The 15183-nt window shown below is 54.4% G+C and carries 18 protein-coding genes and 2 pseudogenes; 16 read left to right on the top strand and 4 right to left on the bottom strand.

What is annotated here, in order from left to right; genetic code table 11:
* Window positions 1–248: 248 nt before the first annotated feature.
* Window positions 249–827: a Maf family protein gene (locus ACZRMH_RS22525; RefSeq protein WP_464015334.1), complete on the bottom strand. Its 579-nt coding sequence runs from the start codon at window positions 825–827 to the stop codon at window positions 249–251.
* A 105-nt stretch (window positions 828–932) separates the two neighbouring features.
* Here ACZRMH_RS22525 and ACZRMH_RS22520 point away from each other — a divergent pair, with 105 nt between their 5' ends.
* The 10 genes and pseudogenes from ACZRMH_RS22520 to tmk form a co-directional block, all read left to right on the top strand.
* Window positions 933–1460: a YceD family protein gene (locus tag ACZRMH_RS22520; RefSeq protein WP_016779948.1), complete on the top strand. Its 528-nt coding sequence runs from the start codon at window positions 933–935 to the stop codon at window positions 1458–1460.
* Window positions 1461–1473: 13 nt separating this feature from the next.
* Window positions 1474–1656, top strand: coding sequence for a 50S ribosomal protein L32 (gene rpmF, locus ACZRMH_RS22515; RefSeq protein ID WP_003442519.1), 183 nt, complete (start codon window positions 1474–1476; stop codon window positions 1654–1656).
* Between the two features lie 4 nt (window positions 1657–1660).
* Complete coding sequence (plsX, locus tag ACZRMH_RS22510; RefSeq protein WP_464015333.1) at window positions 1661–2671, top strand: phosphate acyltransferase PlsX; 1011 nt, start codon at window positions 1661–1663, stop codon at window positions 2669–2671.
* A 126-nt stretch (window positions 2672–2797) separates the two neighbouring features.
* Window positions 2798–3736, top strand: a complete 939-nt coding sequence (gene fabD / locus ACZRMH_RS22505) for an ACP S-malonyltransferase (protein WP_464015332.1) — start codon at window positions 2798–2800, stop codon at window positions 3734–3736.
* Between the two features lie 16 nt (window positions 3737–3752).
* Window positions 3753–4496: a 3-oxoacyl-ACP reductase FabG gene (gene fabG / locus ACZRMH_RS22500; RefSeq protein WP_464015331.1), complete on the top strand. Its 744-nt coding sequence runs from the start codon at window positions 3753–3755 to the stop codon at window positions 4494–4496.
* A 191-nt stretch (window positions 4497–4687) separates the two neighbouring features.
* Window positions 4688–4924: an acyl carrier protein gene (gene acpP / locus ACZRMH_RS22495; protein WP_016779952.1), complete on the top strand. Its 237-nt coding sequence runs from the start codon at window positions 4688–4690 to the stop codon at window positions 4922–4924.
* A 111-nt stretch (window positions 4925–5035) separates the two neighbouring features.
* On the top strand, window positions 5036–6280 hold the full coding sequence (fabF, locus tag ACZRMH_RS22490; RefSeq protein ID WP_464015330.1) for a beta-ketoacyl-ACP synthase II: 1245 nt from the start codon (window positions 5036–5038) through the stop codon (window positions 6278–6280).
* A complete protein-coding gene (gene pabC, locus ACZRMH_RS22485; protein ID WP_464015329.1) occupies window positions 6280–7098 on the top strand; it encodes an aminodeoxychorismate lyase in 819 nt (272 codons plus the stop codon). Before fabF ends, pabC begins: the two co-directional genes overlap by 1 nt.
* Before the next feature lie 3 nt (window positions 7099–7101).
* Window positions 7102–8196, top strand: coding sequence for an endolytic transglycosylase MltG (gene mltG, locus ACZRMH_RS22480; RefSeq protein WP_464015328.1), 1095 nt, complete (start codon window positions 7102–7104; stop codon window positions 8194–8196).
* A 12-nt stretch (window positions 8197–8208) separates the two neighbouring features.
* Window positions 8209–8502 (top strand): annotated as a pseudogene (gene tmk, locus ACZRMH_RS22475) (dTMP kinase); the annotation flags it as partial.
* A 485-nt stretch (window positions 8503–8987) separates the two neighbouring features.
* On the opposite strand, the gene ACZRMH_RS22470 reads toward tmk, so the two are convergent.
* Both ACZRMH_RS22470 and ACZRMH_RS22465 read right to left on the bottom strand, forming a co-directional pair.
* Window positions 8988–9179, bottom strand: a complete 192-nt coding sequence (locus tag ACZRMH_RS22470) for a helix-turn-helix domain-containing protein (protein WP_464015327.1) — start codon at window positions 9177–9179, stop codon at window positions 8988–8990.
* A 483-nt stretch (window positions 9180–9662) separates the two neighbouring features.
* Window positions 9663–10130, bottom strand: coding sequence for a helix-turn-helix domain-containing protein (locus ACZRMH_RS22465; protein WP_401368972.1), 468 nt, complete (start codon window positions 10128–10130; stop codon window positions 9663–9665).
* 263 nt (window positions 10131–10393) lie between these two features.
* On the opposite strand from ACZRMH_RS22465, the pseudogene ACZRMH_RS22460 reads away from it, so the two are divergent.
* The 5 genes and pseudogenes from ACZRMH_RS22460 to ACZRMH_RS22440 all read left to right on the top strand — a co-directional run.
* Window positions 10394–10726, top strand: a pseudogene (locus ACZRMH_RS22460) (DUF6957 family protein); the annotation flags it as partial.
* Window positions 10727–10768: 42 nt separating this feature from the next.
* Window positions 10769–11191, top strand: a complete 423-nt coding sequence (locus ACZRMH_RS22455; protein WP_401368975.1) for a hypothetical protein — start codon at window positions 10769–10771, stop codon at window positions 11189–11191.
* A gap of 103 nt (window positions 11192–11294) precedes the next feature.
* Window positions 11295–12023, top strand: a complete 729-nt coding sequence (locus tag ACZRMH_RS22450; protein WP_401368978.1) for a metallophosphoesterase family protein — start codon at window positions 11295–11297, stop codon at window positions 12021–12023.
* A 111-nt stretch (window positions 12024–12134) separates the two neighbouring features.
* A complete protein-coding gene (locus tag ACZRMH_RS22445) occupies window positions 12135–12539 on the top strand; it encodes a DUF6957 family protein (RefSeq protein ID WP_401368981.1) in 405 nt (134 codons plus the stop codon).
* Between the two features lie 49 nt (window positions 12540–12588).
* Window positions 12589–12957: a hypothetical protein gene (locus ACZRMH_RS22440; protein WP_401368984.1), complete on the top strand. Its 369-nt coding sequence runs from the start codon at window positions 12589–12591 to the stop codon at window positions 12955–12957.
* 379 nt (window positions 12958–13336) lie between these two features.
* Here ACZRMH_RS22440 and ACZRMH_RS22435 read toward each other — a convergent pair.
* A protein-coding gene (locus ACZRMH_RS22435; RefSeq protein WP_401368987.1) for an IS3 family transposase occupies window positions 13337–14487 on the bottom strand; the annotation gives its coding sequence in 2 pieces (ribosomal slippage) (window positions 13337–14253 and window positions 14253–14487; 1152 coding nt in all).
* Between the two features lie 318 nt (window positions 14488–14805).
* Between ACZRMH_RS22435 and ACZRMH_RS22430 the strand changes: the two genes are divergently transcribed.
* Entirely contained in the window at window positions 14806–15171 is a 366-nt protein-coding gene (locus ACZRMH_RS22430) for a histone-like nucleoid-structuring protein, MvaT/MvaU family (protein WP_401368990.1), read from the top strand.
* The last annotated feature ends 12 nt before the right edge of the window (window positions 15172–15183 follow it).

Here is a 15183-nt window from a genome sequence, read left to right as displayed (position 1 = left end):
GACGGCTTCCTCGAATAGGCCTAATACATAGATGCAACGGGGCGGCAGTTTTTTAAAAGCAGGTAGACAGTGGGGGCGAGTCCATACATAGCAGCTGCCGTAGGAACGAGGCTGCGTTCGGCGGCGAAGCCGTCGTAAAGTCAGGTAGCGAGGTGTTTCAGGTCGCCCGCGTATTCGGGTTTTACGACGGCTTCGCCGCCGAGCGCAGCCTTCGTCCCTCGGCAGCTGCTACGCATGTTCTTTCACATCTAGGGGATATTAACGCCTTCAGCTAGCAGCATATCCACCAGGCGAATCAGTGGCAGGCCGACCAGGCTGGTGGCGTCATCGCCTTCGGTGCGTTGGAACAGGCTTACGCCCAGCCCTTCCGCTTTAAAGCTGCCAGCGCAGTCGTAGGGCTGTTCAGCGAGCAGGTAGCGTTCAATCTGCTCCGCGCTTAGCGTGCGCATGTGCACGGTGAAGGGGATGCAGTCAGTCTGGTGGTGGCCTGTGCGGCTGTTGAGCAGGGTCAGGCCGGTCAGGAAGCTGACACTGGCGCCGCTGGCACTCGTCAGTTGCTGATGTGCCTTGGTGTGGGTGTGAGGCTTGCCGATGATCTGGCCGTCGAGTACGGCGACCTGGTCCGAACCAATGATCAGATGATTCGGATGGCTGGCGGCCAGTGCCCGGGCTTTTTCCAGGGACAGGCGTTTGACCAGTTCGACGGCGCTCTCGCCCGGGCGGTGGCTTTCGTCGATGTCCGGCGAACTGCAACTGAAGGGCAGGCACAGGCGAGACAATAAATCGCGGCGATAAACCGAGCTTGAAGCGAGTAATAAAGGTAGCATGCGCGACTCCTGTAGGCAGTTGACGATTCTAATGCTCGTACGCAATGTCGCACAGACACAATTTCCTTTGACACGTGAAGGGGTCCTCCCTAGAATGCTGCGCCTATGTTGAATGACCCGATTCCACCTCACGTTGACCCGCGCAAATTGGCTGATCGTGGCACTACCCTTCAAGGTGAAGTGTTGCTGGCTGATTTGGAGAGACTCTGCGATCCGCTTTCCGACGATGTTGGAACGGTCCAGGCTAAATTTGTTTTTGAGCGCGACGAACGTAGATCTGTGGTAATACACAGTTCCATCGACGTCGAGGTCAAGATGGTTTGCCAGCGTTGTCTTGAGCTGGTCACCCTGCCGATCCACAGCGAATGCAGTTATGCTGTGGTGAAAGAGGGTGCGAATACCCAGTCGTTACCGAAAGGTTATGACGTGCTGGAACTGGGCGAAGATCCATTGGATCTGCATGCACTGATCGAGGAGGAGCTTTTGCTCGCCTTGCCCATTGTGCCTGCTCATCATCCGGAAGAATGCCAGCAGCCGGCGGGTCTCGATGAGCCCGAACCAGGCGAGGACGAGGTAACGCGGTCCAACCCGTTCAGTGTATTGGCGCAGTTAAAGCGTGACCCAAACGTTTAGGAGTTAATCAATTATGGCTGTTCAGCAGAACAAAAAATCCCGCTCTGCCCGTGACATGCGTCGTTCGCACGATGCTCTTTCGGCTAGCACTCTGTCTGTAGAAAAAACCACCGGTGAAATTCACCTGCGTCACCACGTATCGCCAGAAGGCGTATACCGTGGTCGTAAAGTGATCGACAAGGGCGCTGACGAGTAATCACTTGTCCGCTCAGGTCATCGCGATCGACGCAATGGGCGGGGACTTCGGTCCCCGCAGCATTGTTCAGGCCTGTATTGCCTGCTTGTCTGCTACTCCCTCGTTACATCTGACCCTAGTCGGTCAACCCTCCGTACTTGAAGCTCTGATTGCCGGCCATTCGGCTGTGGATCGCTCGCGCCTGACGATTACCCCTGCTGCAGAAGTCATTGCCATGAATGAGCGGCCTTCCCACGCCCTGCGCAGCAAGCCTGACTCTTCCATGCGTGTCGCTCTGGAGTTGCTCCGTGATGGCAAGGTGCAAGCCTGTGTCAGTTCCGGCAATACCGGTGCGCTGATGGCATTGTCGCGGCATGTGCTCAAGACTTTGCCGGGCATTGACCGTCCGGCGATGGTGGCGGCGGTGCCGACCCAGACCGGCTACTGTCAGTTGCTGGATTTGGGGGCGAATGTCGATTGTACGGCTGCGCAGTTGTTCCAGTTTGCGGTGATGGGCTCGGTGGCGGCGCAGGCGCTGGGTGTGCGTCGTCCGCGAGTTGCCTTGCTCAATATCGGCACCGAAGACGTCAAGGGTAATCAGCAGGTCAAGGAAGCAGCAGCATTGTTGCAGGCTGCGCCGGGGCTGCATTACATCGGTTTTGTCGAAGGTGACGGGGTGTACCGTGGCGAGGCGGATGTGGTGGTGTGTGACGGTTTTGTCGGCAATATCATGCTCAAGTCCAGCGAAGGCCTGGCGACGATGATTACGGGTCGGCTTGAAGCTGTATTCAGACGTAACCTGTTCAGTCGTTTTGTGGGGGTGCTGGCATTGCCGCTGATGCGGCGCCTGCAGGCCGATCTGGCCCCGGCGCGGCATAATGGTGCGAGCTTTCTCGGGTTGCAGGGCATTGTGGTCAAGAGTCACGGTTCGGCAGGTGCTCAGGGCTTTCAAAGTGCGATAGAGCGCGCGCTGATTGAAATCCATGAAGACCTGCCAAAGCGTTTGTATGGACGCCTGGAAGGATTGTTACCGTAGGCGTTTTGCCGGGCGAGTGCTTAAATGTGACCGCTCGGTCCAATCAGCCATCCAACTGTCAGTTTCTTGCGTCCACTATGGTGGGACGTCAATTCTCCGACGACAAGATCATTAGGGGCTTGTTACATGTCTACATCCCTCGCATTCGTCTTTCCAGGGCAGGGTTCGCAGTCCCTCGGCATGTTGGCCGAGTTGGGCGCGGAACATCCGCTGGTCCTGGAAACATTCAAAGAAGCTTCTGCTGCCCTGGGTTACGATCTGTGGGCGCTGATCCAGGAAGGTCCTGCAGAGAAGCTCAATCAAACTGACATTACCCAGCCTGCCATTCTCACGGCCTCGATTGCCTTGTGGCGTCTGTGGCTGGCCGAAGGTGGCAAACGCCCTGATTTCGTTGCCGGCCACAGCCTGGGCGAGTACAGCGCGCTGGTGGCCGCCGAATGCCTGACATTGGCCGAAGCGGTCAAACTGGTCGAGCGTCGTGGTCAGTTGATGCAGGAGGCCGTACCGGCCGGGCAGGGCGCCATGGCGGCGATCCTGGGGCTGGAAGATGCCGACGTACTGGCTGCCTGTGCGCAAGCTGAGCAGGGCGAAGTGGTCAGCGCGGTCAACTTCAACTCGCCGGGCCAGGTAGTGATTGCCGGGGCCAAGGCGGCTGTCGAGCGCGCCATGGAGCTGTGCAAGGCCAAGGGCGCCAAGCGTGCCTTGCCGTTGCCGGTGAGCGTGCCTTCGCACTGCGAGCTGATGCGTCCTGCTGCCGAGCGTTTTGCTGAATCGATCGAAGCGATTGAATGGAAAATGCCAAGCATCGCGCTGGTGCAGAACGTCAGTGCTGCTGTTGCCGCTGATTTGCCAACCCTCAAGCGCGATTTGCTTGAGCAGCTGTACAAGCCTGTGCGCTGGGTTGAGTCGGTGCAGGCGCTGGCTGCCGCAGGTCCGGTTGATCTGGTTGAATGCGGCCCGGGCAAAGTCCTGGTGGGCATCAGCAAGCGTTGCGCCGAAGGCGTTACCACTCACAATTTGAATACCCCGGATGCCTTCGCCGCTGCGCGATTGGCTCTGGTCTGAATCAGGAGAAGCCTGCATGAGCTTGCAAGGTAAAGTTGCACTGGTAACGGGCGCAAGCCGTGGCATTGGCCAGGCGATCGCATTGGAGTTGGGTCGTCAGGGCGCCGTAGTCATCGGCACCGCCACCACGGCTGCCGGTGCCGAGCGCATTGCTGCCACCCTGAAAGAAAACGCTGTTCAGGGCACTGGCATGGAACTCAATGTCACCAGCAGCGAATCGGTTGCTGCGGTACTGGCAAGCATCCAGGAGCAGTTCGGTGCGCCGGCGATTCTGGTCAATAATGCCGGTATCACCCGCGATAACCTGATGATGCGCATGAAAGATGACGAATGGCATGATGTCATCGATACCAACCTGAACAGTCTGTATCGCCTGTCCAAGGGGGTTTTGCGCGGCATGACCAAGGCCCGTTGGGGACGAATTATCAATATTGGCTCTGTTGTGGGTGCCATGGGCAACGCAGGCCAAGTAAACTACGCCGCCGCCAAGGCAGGCCTGGAAGGTTTCAGCCGTGCGCTGGCACGTGAAGTGGGCTCGCGCTCGATCACTGTCAACTCGGTCGCTCCAGGTTTTATCGATACCGATATGACCCGTGAGTTGCCAGAAGCACAGCGCGAAGCCTTGCAGACGCAGATTCCGCTGGGCCGTCTGGGCCAGGCTCAAGAGATCGCAAACGTGGTCGCTTTCCTGGCATCCGACGGTGCAGCCTACGTGACTGGGGCTACAATCCCGGTCAACGGCGGGATGTACATGAGTTAAATGTGACGGATTGCTTCAAAAAAATGTCATACGAGCTGTCTAAAATCCGTTATAAAGCTGCAATCTATTTATAGGCAGCCGGTTGTTGCGGTGTGCGTGCAAAGCTTTCAGTTGAAAAACTGAAAAGGCTTTCGATACACTTGCCCACTGGCCAGCTGCCTGAATTTGTCCATTAGGAGTGAAAACAAGGTATGAGCACCATCGAAGAGCGCGTCAAGAAAATCGTTGCCGAGCAACTGGGCGTTAAAGAAGAAGAAGTGACCAATGCCGCTTCCTTCGTTGAAGACCTGGGTGCCGACTCCCTTGACACCGTTGAGCTTGTGATGGCTCTGGAAGAGGAATTCGAGACTGAGATTCCTGACGAAGAAGCTGAAAAGATCACTACTGTACAAGCAGCAATCGACTACGTTACTAGCCACCAGGCGTAATAGTTTGTAATCGTTGCTCGCTGTCATGGAAAAACCGCACTGCCGCTCTGGCGTGCGGTTTTTTCTTTAGGTGTGATGCAAAGTGTCGTCAATAGAATAAAGGAGAGTGCTGTGTCGCGTAGACGCGTCGTAGTCACCGGTATGGGGATGTTGTCGCCACTGGGTGCAGATGTTCCGAGCACCTGGCAAGGCATTCTGGCAGGCCGAAGTGGCATTGGTCTGATCGAACACACGGATCTTTCTGCCTATTCCACCCGTTTTGGCGGCTCGGTACAGGGCTTTAACGTTGAGGATTACCTCTCCGTCAAAGAAGCTCGAAAACTTGACCTGTTTATTCAATACGGTCTGGCAGCCGGGTTTCAGGCTGTGCGCAATTCCGGCCTGGAAGTTACCGACGCCAACCGTGAGCGCATCGGTGTGGCAATGGGTTCGGGTATTGGCGGTTTGACCAATATCGAGGAAACCAGCCGTACCCTGCACGAGCAAGGCCCGCGACGGATTTCTCCGTTCTTCGTGCCCGGTTCGATCATCAATATGATTTCCGGTTTTCTGTCTATCCACTTGGGTACACAGGGGCCTAACTACGCCATTGCTACAGCCTGTACCACGGGTACGCACTGTATCGGCATGGCGGCGCGCAACATTGCCTACGGCGAAGCCGATGTAATGATTGCCGGCGGTGCCGAAATGGCCGCCTGCGGTCTGGGCATGGGTGGCTTTGGTGCCTCACGGGCGCTGTCGACCCGCAACGACGATCCGACCCGCGCCAGCCGTCCATGGGACAAAGGCCGTGACGGTTTTGTATTGTCTGACGGTGCCGGTGCATTGGTGCTTGAAGAGCTTGAGCACGCCAAGGCGCGAGGTGCGACCATCTACGCCGAGCTGATCGGTTTTGGCATGAGCGGTGACGCCTTCCACATGACCTCGCCTCCGGCCGATGGTGCGGGCGCTGCGCGTTGCATCACCAATGCCTTGCGCGACGCCCGGATCAGCGCTGATGAGGTGCAATACATCAACGCCCACGGCACTTCGACGCCTGCTGGGGACCTGGCAGAAGTTTCGGCGATCAAGTCGGTATTCGGTGATCACGCTTACAAGCTGGCCGTGAGTTCGACCAAGTCGATGACTGGTCACCTGTTGGGCGCGGCGGGCGCGGTTGAGGCGATTTTCAGCGTGCTGGCGATCAACAGCCAGGTTGCCCCGCCGACTATCAACCTCGACGAGCCTGATGAAGGCTGTGATCTGGATTTCGTGGCGCACACTGCGCGTGAAATGCCGATCGACGTGGTGTTGTCCAACTCGTTCGGTTTTGGTGGCACCAACGGTTCGCTGGTGTTCCGCCGGTTCGCCGACTGATGCAAAGCTGGGTCGACGGTCAACCGGCGAGCGCCCTGGCGTCGCTGAAAGACCGTGGGCTGGCCTACGGCGATGGTCTGTTCGAGACCATCGCGGTCAAGGCCGGCACCCCCTTGCTGCTGGAGCTGCACTTGCAGCGCCTGGCACTCGGTTGTTCCCGGCTGGCCATTGCTGCGGATCATTCTTTGATCCGCAGCGAATTGCTGGCCTATGCCCAGGCAATGGGCGAAGGCGTGCTCAAGCTTATCCTGACCCGCGGCGACAGCCTGCGTGGTTACGGCGTATCCCCCGGGGCCTTGCCTCGAAGAATTCTGCAAGCCAGTCCGCCAGCGGCCTACCCTGAAGCCCATGGGCAGCAGGGTATCGTGCTGTTTGACTGTGCCACCCGTCTGGCCGAGCAACCGCTGCTGGCGGGGCTCAAGCATCTCAATCGACTCGAACAGGTGATCGCGCGATCCGAATGGCAAGACCCGGGCTATGCCGAGGGCTTGATGCGCGACACTTCGGGGCGAGTGATTGAAGGTGTATTCAGCAACCTGTTTATGGTGCGTGACGGGGCCCTGATCACCGCTGACCTGCAGCGTTGTGGTGTGGCAGGTGTAATGCGCGCTGCCCTGCTGGCTGAGGCCGGGCGCCTGGGTATCCCTTGTCATGTCACTGATATCAGCCTTGCGCAACTGCAACAGGCCGATGAACTCTTCCTCTGCAACAGCGTGTATGGCATCTGGCCCGTGCGCGCTTTTGCAGACCTGAGCTGGCCGGTGGGGCCGCTCACCCGTAAACTGCAAGGCATTGCTCGCACCTTACTGGATGTCTGATTCGTGAAACGTAAAATCTTGGTGCTGCTGCAGATGGGTCTGGTGCTGGCGGGCCTGTTGCTGGGCGCCGGTGCCTGGAAGCTCAATTCGGCGCTGGAACAACCGCTCAAGCTGACGCAGGAGCAACTGCTCGACGTTCCGGCTGGCGCCACGCCGACCGGCACGTTTAATCGCCTGGAAGCTGACGGTACCCTGCAGGACGCCTTTTGGCTGCGCCTGTACTGGCGCTTCAACCTTGAAGGCCAGCCCTTGCACAGCGGTGAATACCGCATGACTCCGGGCATGACTGCCCAGGAGCTGATCGGTGTGTGGCAGCGTGGTGAAGTGGTGCAGTACAGCCTGACCCTGGTCGAAGGCTGGAACTTTCGCCAGGTGCGCAGCGCCTTGGCCAAACACGAAAAAATCGAACAGACCCTCGACGGCCTGAGCGACAGCGAAGTCATGGCCAGGCTTGGGCATGAGGGGGAGTTCCCTGAAGGGCGATTCTTTCCTGACACCTATCGCTTTGTGCGCGGCATGACCGACGCGCAGTTGCTGGAAAAAGCCTACGATCGTCTGGAGAAGGTGCTGGCCCAGGAGTGGGAGCAGCGTGACCCAAGTGTGCCTTACGCTAACCCGTATCAGGCACTGATCATGGCCTCACTGGTGGAGAAAGAAACCGGTGTGCCACAGGAGCGTGGGCAGATTGCCGGGGTTTTTGTGCGCCGGATGAAGATCGGCATGCCGCTGCAAACCGATCCTACAGTGATCTACGGTCTGGGTGAGCGCTACAACGGCAAGCTGACCCGCGCCCATTTGCGCGAGCCAACGCCGTACAACACCTACACCATCCCCGGTTTACCGCCGACACCTATAGCCATGGTCGGGCGTGAAGCGATCAATGCCGCCTTGCACCCGGTCAGTGGTACCAGCCTGTACTTTGTGGCCAAGGGCGATGGCAGCCACACGTTCTCTGATGATCTGGATGCGCACAACGCTGCGGTGCGTGAGTTCCAGATCAAGCGTCGGGCCGATTACCGTTCTAGCCCCGCGCCGACCCCTGCGACTGAACCGGTGAGCACCCCGGTCGAGGCGCAAGGCCCGAAAGACACTGATTAAGGATTGCTGCCTGTGACTGGCTTGTTTATTACTCTGGAAGGCCCCGAAGGCGCGGGCAAAAGTACCAACCGTGAATACCTGGCAGAGCGTTTGCGCGCCGAAGGTATCGACGTGGTGCTAACTCGTGAGCCCGGCGGCACACCCTTGGCCGAGCGTATCCGCGAGCTGCTGCTGACTCCCAGTGATGACGCCATGAGCGCCGATACCGAGCTGTTGCTGGTGTTCGCCGCTCGTGCCCAGCATCTGGCCGAAGTCATTCGCCCGGCCCTGGCCCGTGGCGCAGTGGTGTTGTGTGACCGCTTTACCCGCATACTATTTCGGAAGCCTAACCAATGTAAACATGGTGCAGGTTAGGCTAATTCTATGAGTCTACAGTTTCATAAACCTTGAATCCCCAGAAATGCTAGCTTTTTAGAAGGTTGATATTCTGGTTTATTCTGTTGATAGCCTGCCCTATATTAAAAACGTAAACAAGCCCCCTCGAAGACTTTTCTCGCCAGCTATGTAAACCTGGGGATAGCTCATCGCTTCTGTAGGTCATAAATTCGGGTGCTGAAAAGAGTAAAACGTCCGTATTTAGGGGGGTTCAGGGTTTACATTTCAGTGTTGCCATCTCGCGCCGTCACTCGAACGGCACTTTAAATTGCCTCTACTCAGAAACAGGGTGATGCTACCTACAGATGCGAGTGATTTTGTGGAGAGGGCGCAGCGGAAGGCTATTATGGATTAAACCCCATATGAGCATTTGTGCCCATAGGAACCGCCTTCCTTTACTGCCGTTCGATGTCTGCCTATTTCAGCATCCGCCAAATCCGATTAACAGTTGACGTAGGAATTCCAAGCGCTTCAGAAACATCTTTCTGCGTCATCCCCTGCGCGCGGCAACGAAGCAGGGCTTCTATTTTTGCGGGAGATGAGCGCGGGCCAGCCTTGATGGGTATGAGTGTGCCGTCAGCGAATTGCTCCGACAATCCGTTTACCACACCCAGATCAATGAGATTCCTCACCTCTAAGCTAAGTCGCTCGAGAGCCTCATCGGGAGATAGCCTCTTGTCAAAGTTCTGTAATAGTGAGGTAAGAAAAAAATGGACAGCTGAAAGCCCACTAAATCAACGCTTTGGGCTCAAACGGATTTGTCCATTTTTTTAGGATTGAAATGGACAGCAGATTCGATTGGTTTCAGATAAGGCCTGGACGAGTGCGCCGCATGAGGTCAAGCCAGCATCTACGCATAGCGATGAGGGGGTGAAGACTGGCGCGGAGAATTTCCGCAGAAGGGGGGGCTCAGGAGTAGCCTCTGATTTTTGAACGCCTTAATCTGCGGAGAATTTTGCTTTTCTTAGTGAGCGGCGGCGATCAAAAGCCTTCAGGATTGGCTGGAAGGGTTGGTCAGCTCTGCGCGGAACGCTTTTGTGAAGAGACATTTTTTTAGTGTCAAAGCCTTTAGGCTTAGACAGCGCTTACCGTTAATGAGCCGCCTTGGCTAGATAACGTTGCACTGTTGACTTAGAAACGTCCAATTCTCGAGCTATCTCTGAATTCGATAGTCCTTTTTGCTTAAGCTGTGGAGCAAGTTTTAGTCTTTCACTCGCAGCGAGGTTGGAAGGTCTTCCTTGTTGGCTTGGTCTACCTCCGCTGGAGATCAGCTCGATCACCCCACTGTCTTTCAGTGTCTCTAGCTTCCTCGAGATCCGCTCCAATGCCACATCTGTAGCCTCCTCAGAAAGCAAAGAAGTTGTTAGGAGCATTAGAACTGTGGGCTCAGCGTCCAGCATTTTTGAAATTTTCAAAAGCATTTCGATCGAAACGTTCCCTTTGCCGCGCTCCACGCGGCTTAGATAAGAGCGATCAATTAAAGGTAGGTCGTCCTGGGACATTCCTGATTTCTGTCTCAAGGCCCGGACAACGGCCGCAAATGCTTCGCTGAGAGACATTTATGATCCTCTACAAAACAGAGGATAAAGCCACATTGCGTCGAACCATAACACGTCATATAATCCCTATTGCGGGTCGATTGTTTTCGTCACTCATGAGAAGGCAATGTCCGAGGTAGTGTTTCTTCCGTGAGTTTTCCTAACGGTGATGCGCTTAAACATATGACATGTATTGACGGGAATTAAGGATGGGATTCGAAGAAATCCAGGCAGCCAGCTAGCTCCTCTCTACCCCCGGAGAGCCACGCCCTGGATCTGGAGAAAGCCAAGAAGCACTAATTCATATCGCGCAGACCCGCTTTCCAAACAAAGGTTTTTGCATCGTCCAGCAGTGGACAATCGTGCGCGCGATAGCGAGCGATGGGGATCTCACCAAAATCCACGTTCATGGCCACCTGCCGCTCTTTGTTTTCGCCGAAAAAGTCATCCTAGACAGCCGAGGACGCTTCGATTACGGAAATCGGGTGCGCAGCACCATGGCCATTTCATTCCAAGATGGCTTTCTCTTTGAAACCAAAAATACTGTGTACGTTTTGATGGGAGACGGCGACGAAAAGTCAGCCCGTCTCGCCGCGATACTATCTCTTTATCAATGATGTCAGCTGCAACTGCGGTCTGTAGATTCACGGGAATGTGAAATGTTTAGAAGTCACGAAGCCTTTGCCGAGGGCACCCCTAATATCTTTGGGGATGGTTATTCAAACTGGCGGATATTTGAACGCCACTTGGCTCATCCTTGGTATCACGTCGTTATTGAAGAGTGCTTGTATGGCAAGGTGTGGCCACGCACCATGATGATTAGTGACGTCGATATGCTTGAAGAAATACTTTCCAAACAAACCAGCGACTTCGTCGTTGCCGAAATTCAGGTCGTTACGCCTGGATGGATGAACAAAGCCGGCAAATGGAATATGGAGGGGCTTTCGGGGTTGCTGGTCGGATATGACTCAACAGGAGGTCGGGTTTTCCTTCACAACGTTGAAAACGAAAAAGCTTATACCGATGCGCCTGGCCGTCTTATCGACGTTCAGTCTCTCAAAGATATTCGAGTGATTTTTTAATCCAAGTACGCAAACGCAGCCTCTCCTTGCAAGGCGAGCCATGCTCGGAGGCCGGCCGCCGCAGCGGCATCCAAAGTACAACTAAATCGAAACTGGGTCTGTTATGAAAATTCAGATTTACTCTGACCTGCACCTCGAGTTCGCTAGGTTCGATCCCGCCCCATGCGACGCGGATGTAGTGATTCTCGCCGGCGACATTAATATCAAATCGCGTGGAGTCTCATGGGCGAATGACACATTCCAGTGCCCTGTGATCTATGTGTGTGGCAATCACGAATATTACGGCGGGCACATAGGTCACACATTGCGAAAGATGAAAGAAGCTGCATTGCCCCATGTGCATGTACTTGAAAACGAGATGCTCATTCTCGATGGCACACGCTTTTTGGTCACAACTGCCTGGACGGATTATTCGGCTACGGGTGATGTGGTTGCGGCAAAGCGCGTTGCTTGGGATTCGATGAACGATTTCTTGGTGATTCGAGCCGACTTGGATTACAGGCGCTTACGTCCAGACGATTTGGTCGCTAAATCAATGAGGGCTCGCCGCTGGTTAGCCCAGGAACTCGATAAACCCTTCGACGGTAAAACCGTGGTGGTCACACACCATGCACCAGCGTTGGATCATCTAGGTGACGATCACCCCGGACACCTGGTTGCAGCCTATGCGAACGATTGGTCAGAGTTACTGAGTAAGACTGATCTTTGGATACATGGGCACACGCATTTTGCAGCAGACTTCCTCAAGAATGGGTGCCGAGTGGTTTCCAATCCACGCGGTTATCCGAGTCAAAGGACAGGCTTCGATCCTGAATGCTTGGCGGTGGTTTGATGGTGAATAGATCTCGTCAGTGTCCTCCATCAGCTCGGAGCTGATAGATCAAAACTAGCGGGTATGAGCTGCTCGAGCGGTTGATATTTAGTGTGAATCTAAGGTTTTTGAATGGTCACTTTGAATGAAATCTCGCAGTTACTTTACGGAACCGGAGATGAATCGCCTGGCTGGCTGGGCTCTCAAGAAGACCTAATCTCTTTGGCAGCAAAGTCATTCCCAGGCAAAGCATTCTGTGTGGTGAAACAGTGGATCTTAATCGACCTCACCGTGACGCCGGTTGAAAGGGAAAAGCTTACGAGTCTTGGTCTACTTCTCATGACGCTTTTCGCTCACGAAATTGTCCTAGACAGTAAAGGTCGTTTCCAGTCAGCCATGTGGGTACGCAGTAACTTCGGAAAATCTTTCACTGAAGGCTGCATGTTTGAAACCAAGAGTACCGTCTACCTCCTTTTAGGTTCAGGTCTGAGAAAAGAGGCAAGCATTGGCGCTGCTTTTTCCATGAAAGCCGGATAATCGACGGTCAGCACATATACATAATGTGTAATTTTGGAGCTTTGGCCGGATGCCAGAAATCATTGAAATTGAATTTCATAGTAAGTATCTCAGTGACTTTCAACTGAGTCGTCTTGTACAGGCGAGTCTTCGAAAATACACCGTGGCCATTACGGCTTATATCAGCGATGCGGTGATCATTGAAGACATGTGCCTTGGCGTGTTCTTCGATCACTTTCAGGAAGACGGGACGTATCTAACAGCCAATGGCGGAATCATTTGCACGACGAAAATTCAAAAGGCTTGGAAAGAAGGACGTTTCTGGCTTTTGGAGACGGAGGAGGGGAATTACCTCGTTGCTAGCTTCAAACGCGGCGGTGGGCGACGTAGTTTTCTTAAGTTGCTACGATCATGTGAACGTCTCAAATCAGAAGATTGAATACTTGATCTCTAGCGCAGTGGAGATATGACTGTATGGCAGTTGATGAGCGCTGAATTGCAATTACGGTTTTGATCAACCGCGCTCCGAGTTTGACGTGCGGAGCGCTTCAAATTGCCGCTATCCGGTGGGACTCATTTTCCCATCGGATTGATTCATAGCTCACCTTGGTTTAATAGCCAAAGTTGTTCAGCAGTTTCTGCAAAAATTCACGCCTCCGTTGGACAATGCTCAAAATTAGGTAGTCACGGTCGGTATCTCTCGTCGACAGATGCCCAGCGTCCACAAGGCCATTAATGTAGCCTTCAGCTCTGCCTCTAGCTTCGAGCAACGTCTCTGTGGAAGTGCTTTTGTAGATGTCTGAATCGCCCCGGCTTTTCTAGACACTCTCCAAGCTCGCTGTGTAACGCTTTTCAAACTCTACCGGTGACAGCTGATTGTTGAAACCATGACGACGCTTCGAGTTGTAAAACATCTCGATATAATCGAACGCATCACCACGAGCATCCTCTCGTGTGGTGTAAATTCTCCGCTTGATCCGCTCCCGTTTTAGCAGCTGGAAGAAGCTCTCAGCTACGGCATTGTGGTGGCAGTTTCCTCGACGACTCATGCTGGCGATCAGGTTGTTGGCCTTTAAAAAACTGCGCCAATCAGAACTGCTGTATTGACTGCCCTGATCAGAGTGAATCATCACCTCTTGCTTCGGTTTTCGCCTCCAAACCGCCATCAGCAGCGCATCAATGGCTAAGTCGCTGGTCATTTGTGGCTTCATTGACCAGCCAACAACCTGGCGTGAAAACAAATCGAGCACCACGGCTAAATACAGCCAGCCTTCATATGTTCGAATGTAGGTGATGTCGGTGACCCAGACTTTGTTGGGCTCTCGGACATCGAACTGGCGCTTCAGCAAATTTGGCGAGGCAACCGCTGGTTTGCCGCCAGATTTCCCTGGTCGCCGCCGATACCCAGTCTGAGAACGCAATCCCTCAAGGCGCATTAACCTAGCCACCCTATGGCGGCCGCAGCTTTCGCCAACCTCGCGCAGGTCATCATGAATTTTGCGATAACCATAAACACCACCGCTTTCCGGCCAAGAATGCTTGATCAAACCAAGCAGTCGTTGATCGTCCTTAGCTCGCGCAGATTTTGGTTCAGATAGCCACGCGTAATAGCCGCTGGGATGAACCTTCAGCGACAGGCAAAGCCGTCGAATGGAGTAATCACCGGCAAGCTGCTTAATAAAGGCGCACTTCAGCCGCACTCCTTGGCAAAGTACGCGGCGGCCTTTTTTAAGATGTCTCGCTCCTCCGTCACTCGCTTTAGCTCGGCACGCAGACGACGAAGCTCGGCACTCTGATCGTCCTCTTGAACGCGTTGCTCCTGAGGCTTGGTGTAGCGCTTAATCCAAGCATACAGGCTGTGCACGGACACACCCAATCGCGCAGCCACCTCCGAGACAGGAAGCTGCTTTTCGGTCACTTGGTTGACCGCCTGGATCTTGAATTCTTCGGGATATCGATGGTTGCTCATGGCACCTCCTAATGGGCCTCATTTTAAGGCTTGGAGATGTCTACGAAACTAGGGGCGATTCAGCGTTCGCTGGCTGTTAGAGCAGTGTTTCGTATATACCAAGTTTAATCGCCCAGATTTAGTAGGCAAATCCATACCTCAAAGAGGTTGACCTCAATACTTCGCTTTTGACAGGAAACAATAAATTAGAGATTCCTAATCTAGACTCCTCAGTGCGGGTCTTCGTTATCGCTCCTCATGAACCTGATACCTAAACGATTTGCGGCTAATTCCAGAGTTTGGTGTATTGTTAGTGGACTAACTACTGAGAGACTAAACATGTCCAAGCTCGCTGAATTCCGCCAGCTCGAAAAACACCTGGCCGAGCAACTACAAGCCCTAGAAGCCCTGAAAGGGGATGCTGGCCTCAAAAAGGAAATAGAGTTCGAAAAGAAGCTGCGCGCTCTTCTTGCTGAGTACGGTTACAGCCTGTCTAACGTAATCAACTTATTGGATCCTCAGGCTGGCCGCAGCGCTCCAGTGGTCGAATCCAAACCAGGGACTCGTAAGGCTCGTCAGGTTAAGGTCTACAAAAACCCGCACACTGGCGAGGTCATCGAAACCAAAGGTGGGAATCACAAAGGCTTGAAGGAATGGAAAGCTGAATATGGTTCGGACACCGTCGAGTCTTGGCTAGCCAAGTGATTCAGGTTTGAG

The organism is Pseudomonas sp. B414, from assembly GCF_055408445.1.
This window is presented reverse-complemented; position numbering and strand designations above follow the sequence as displayed.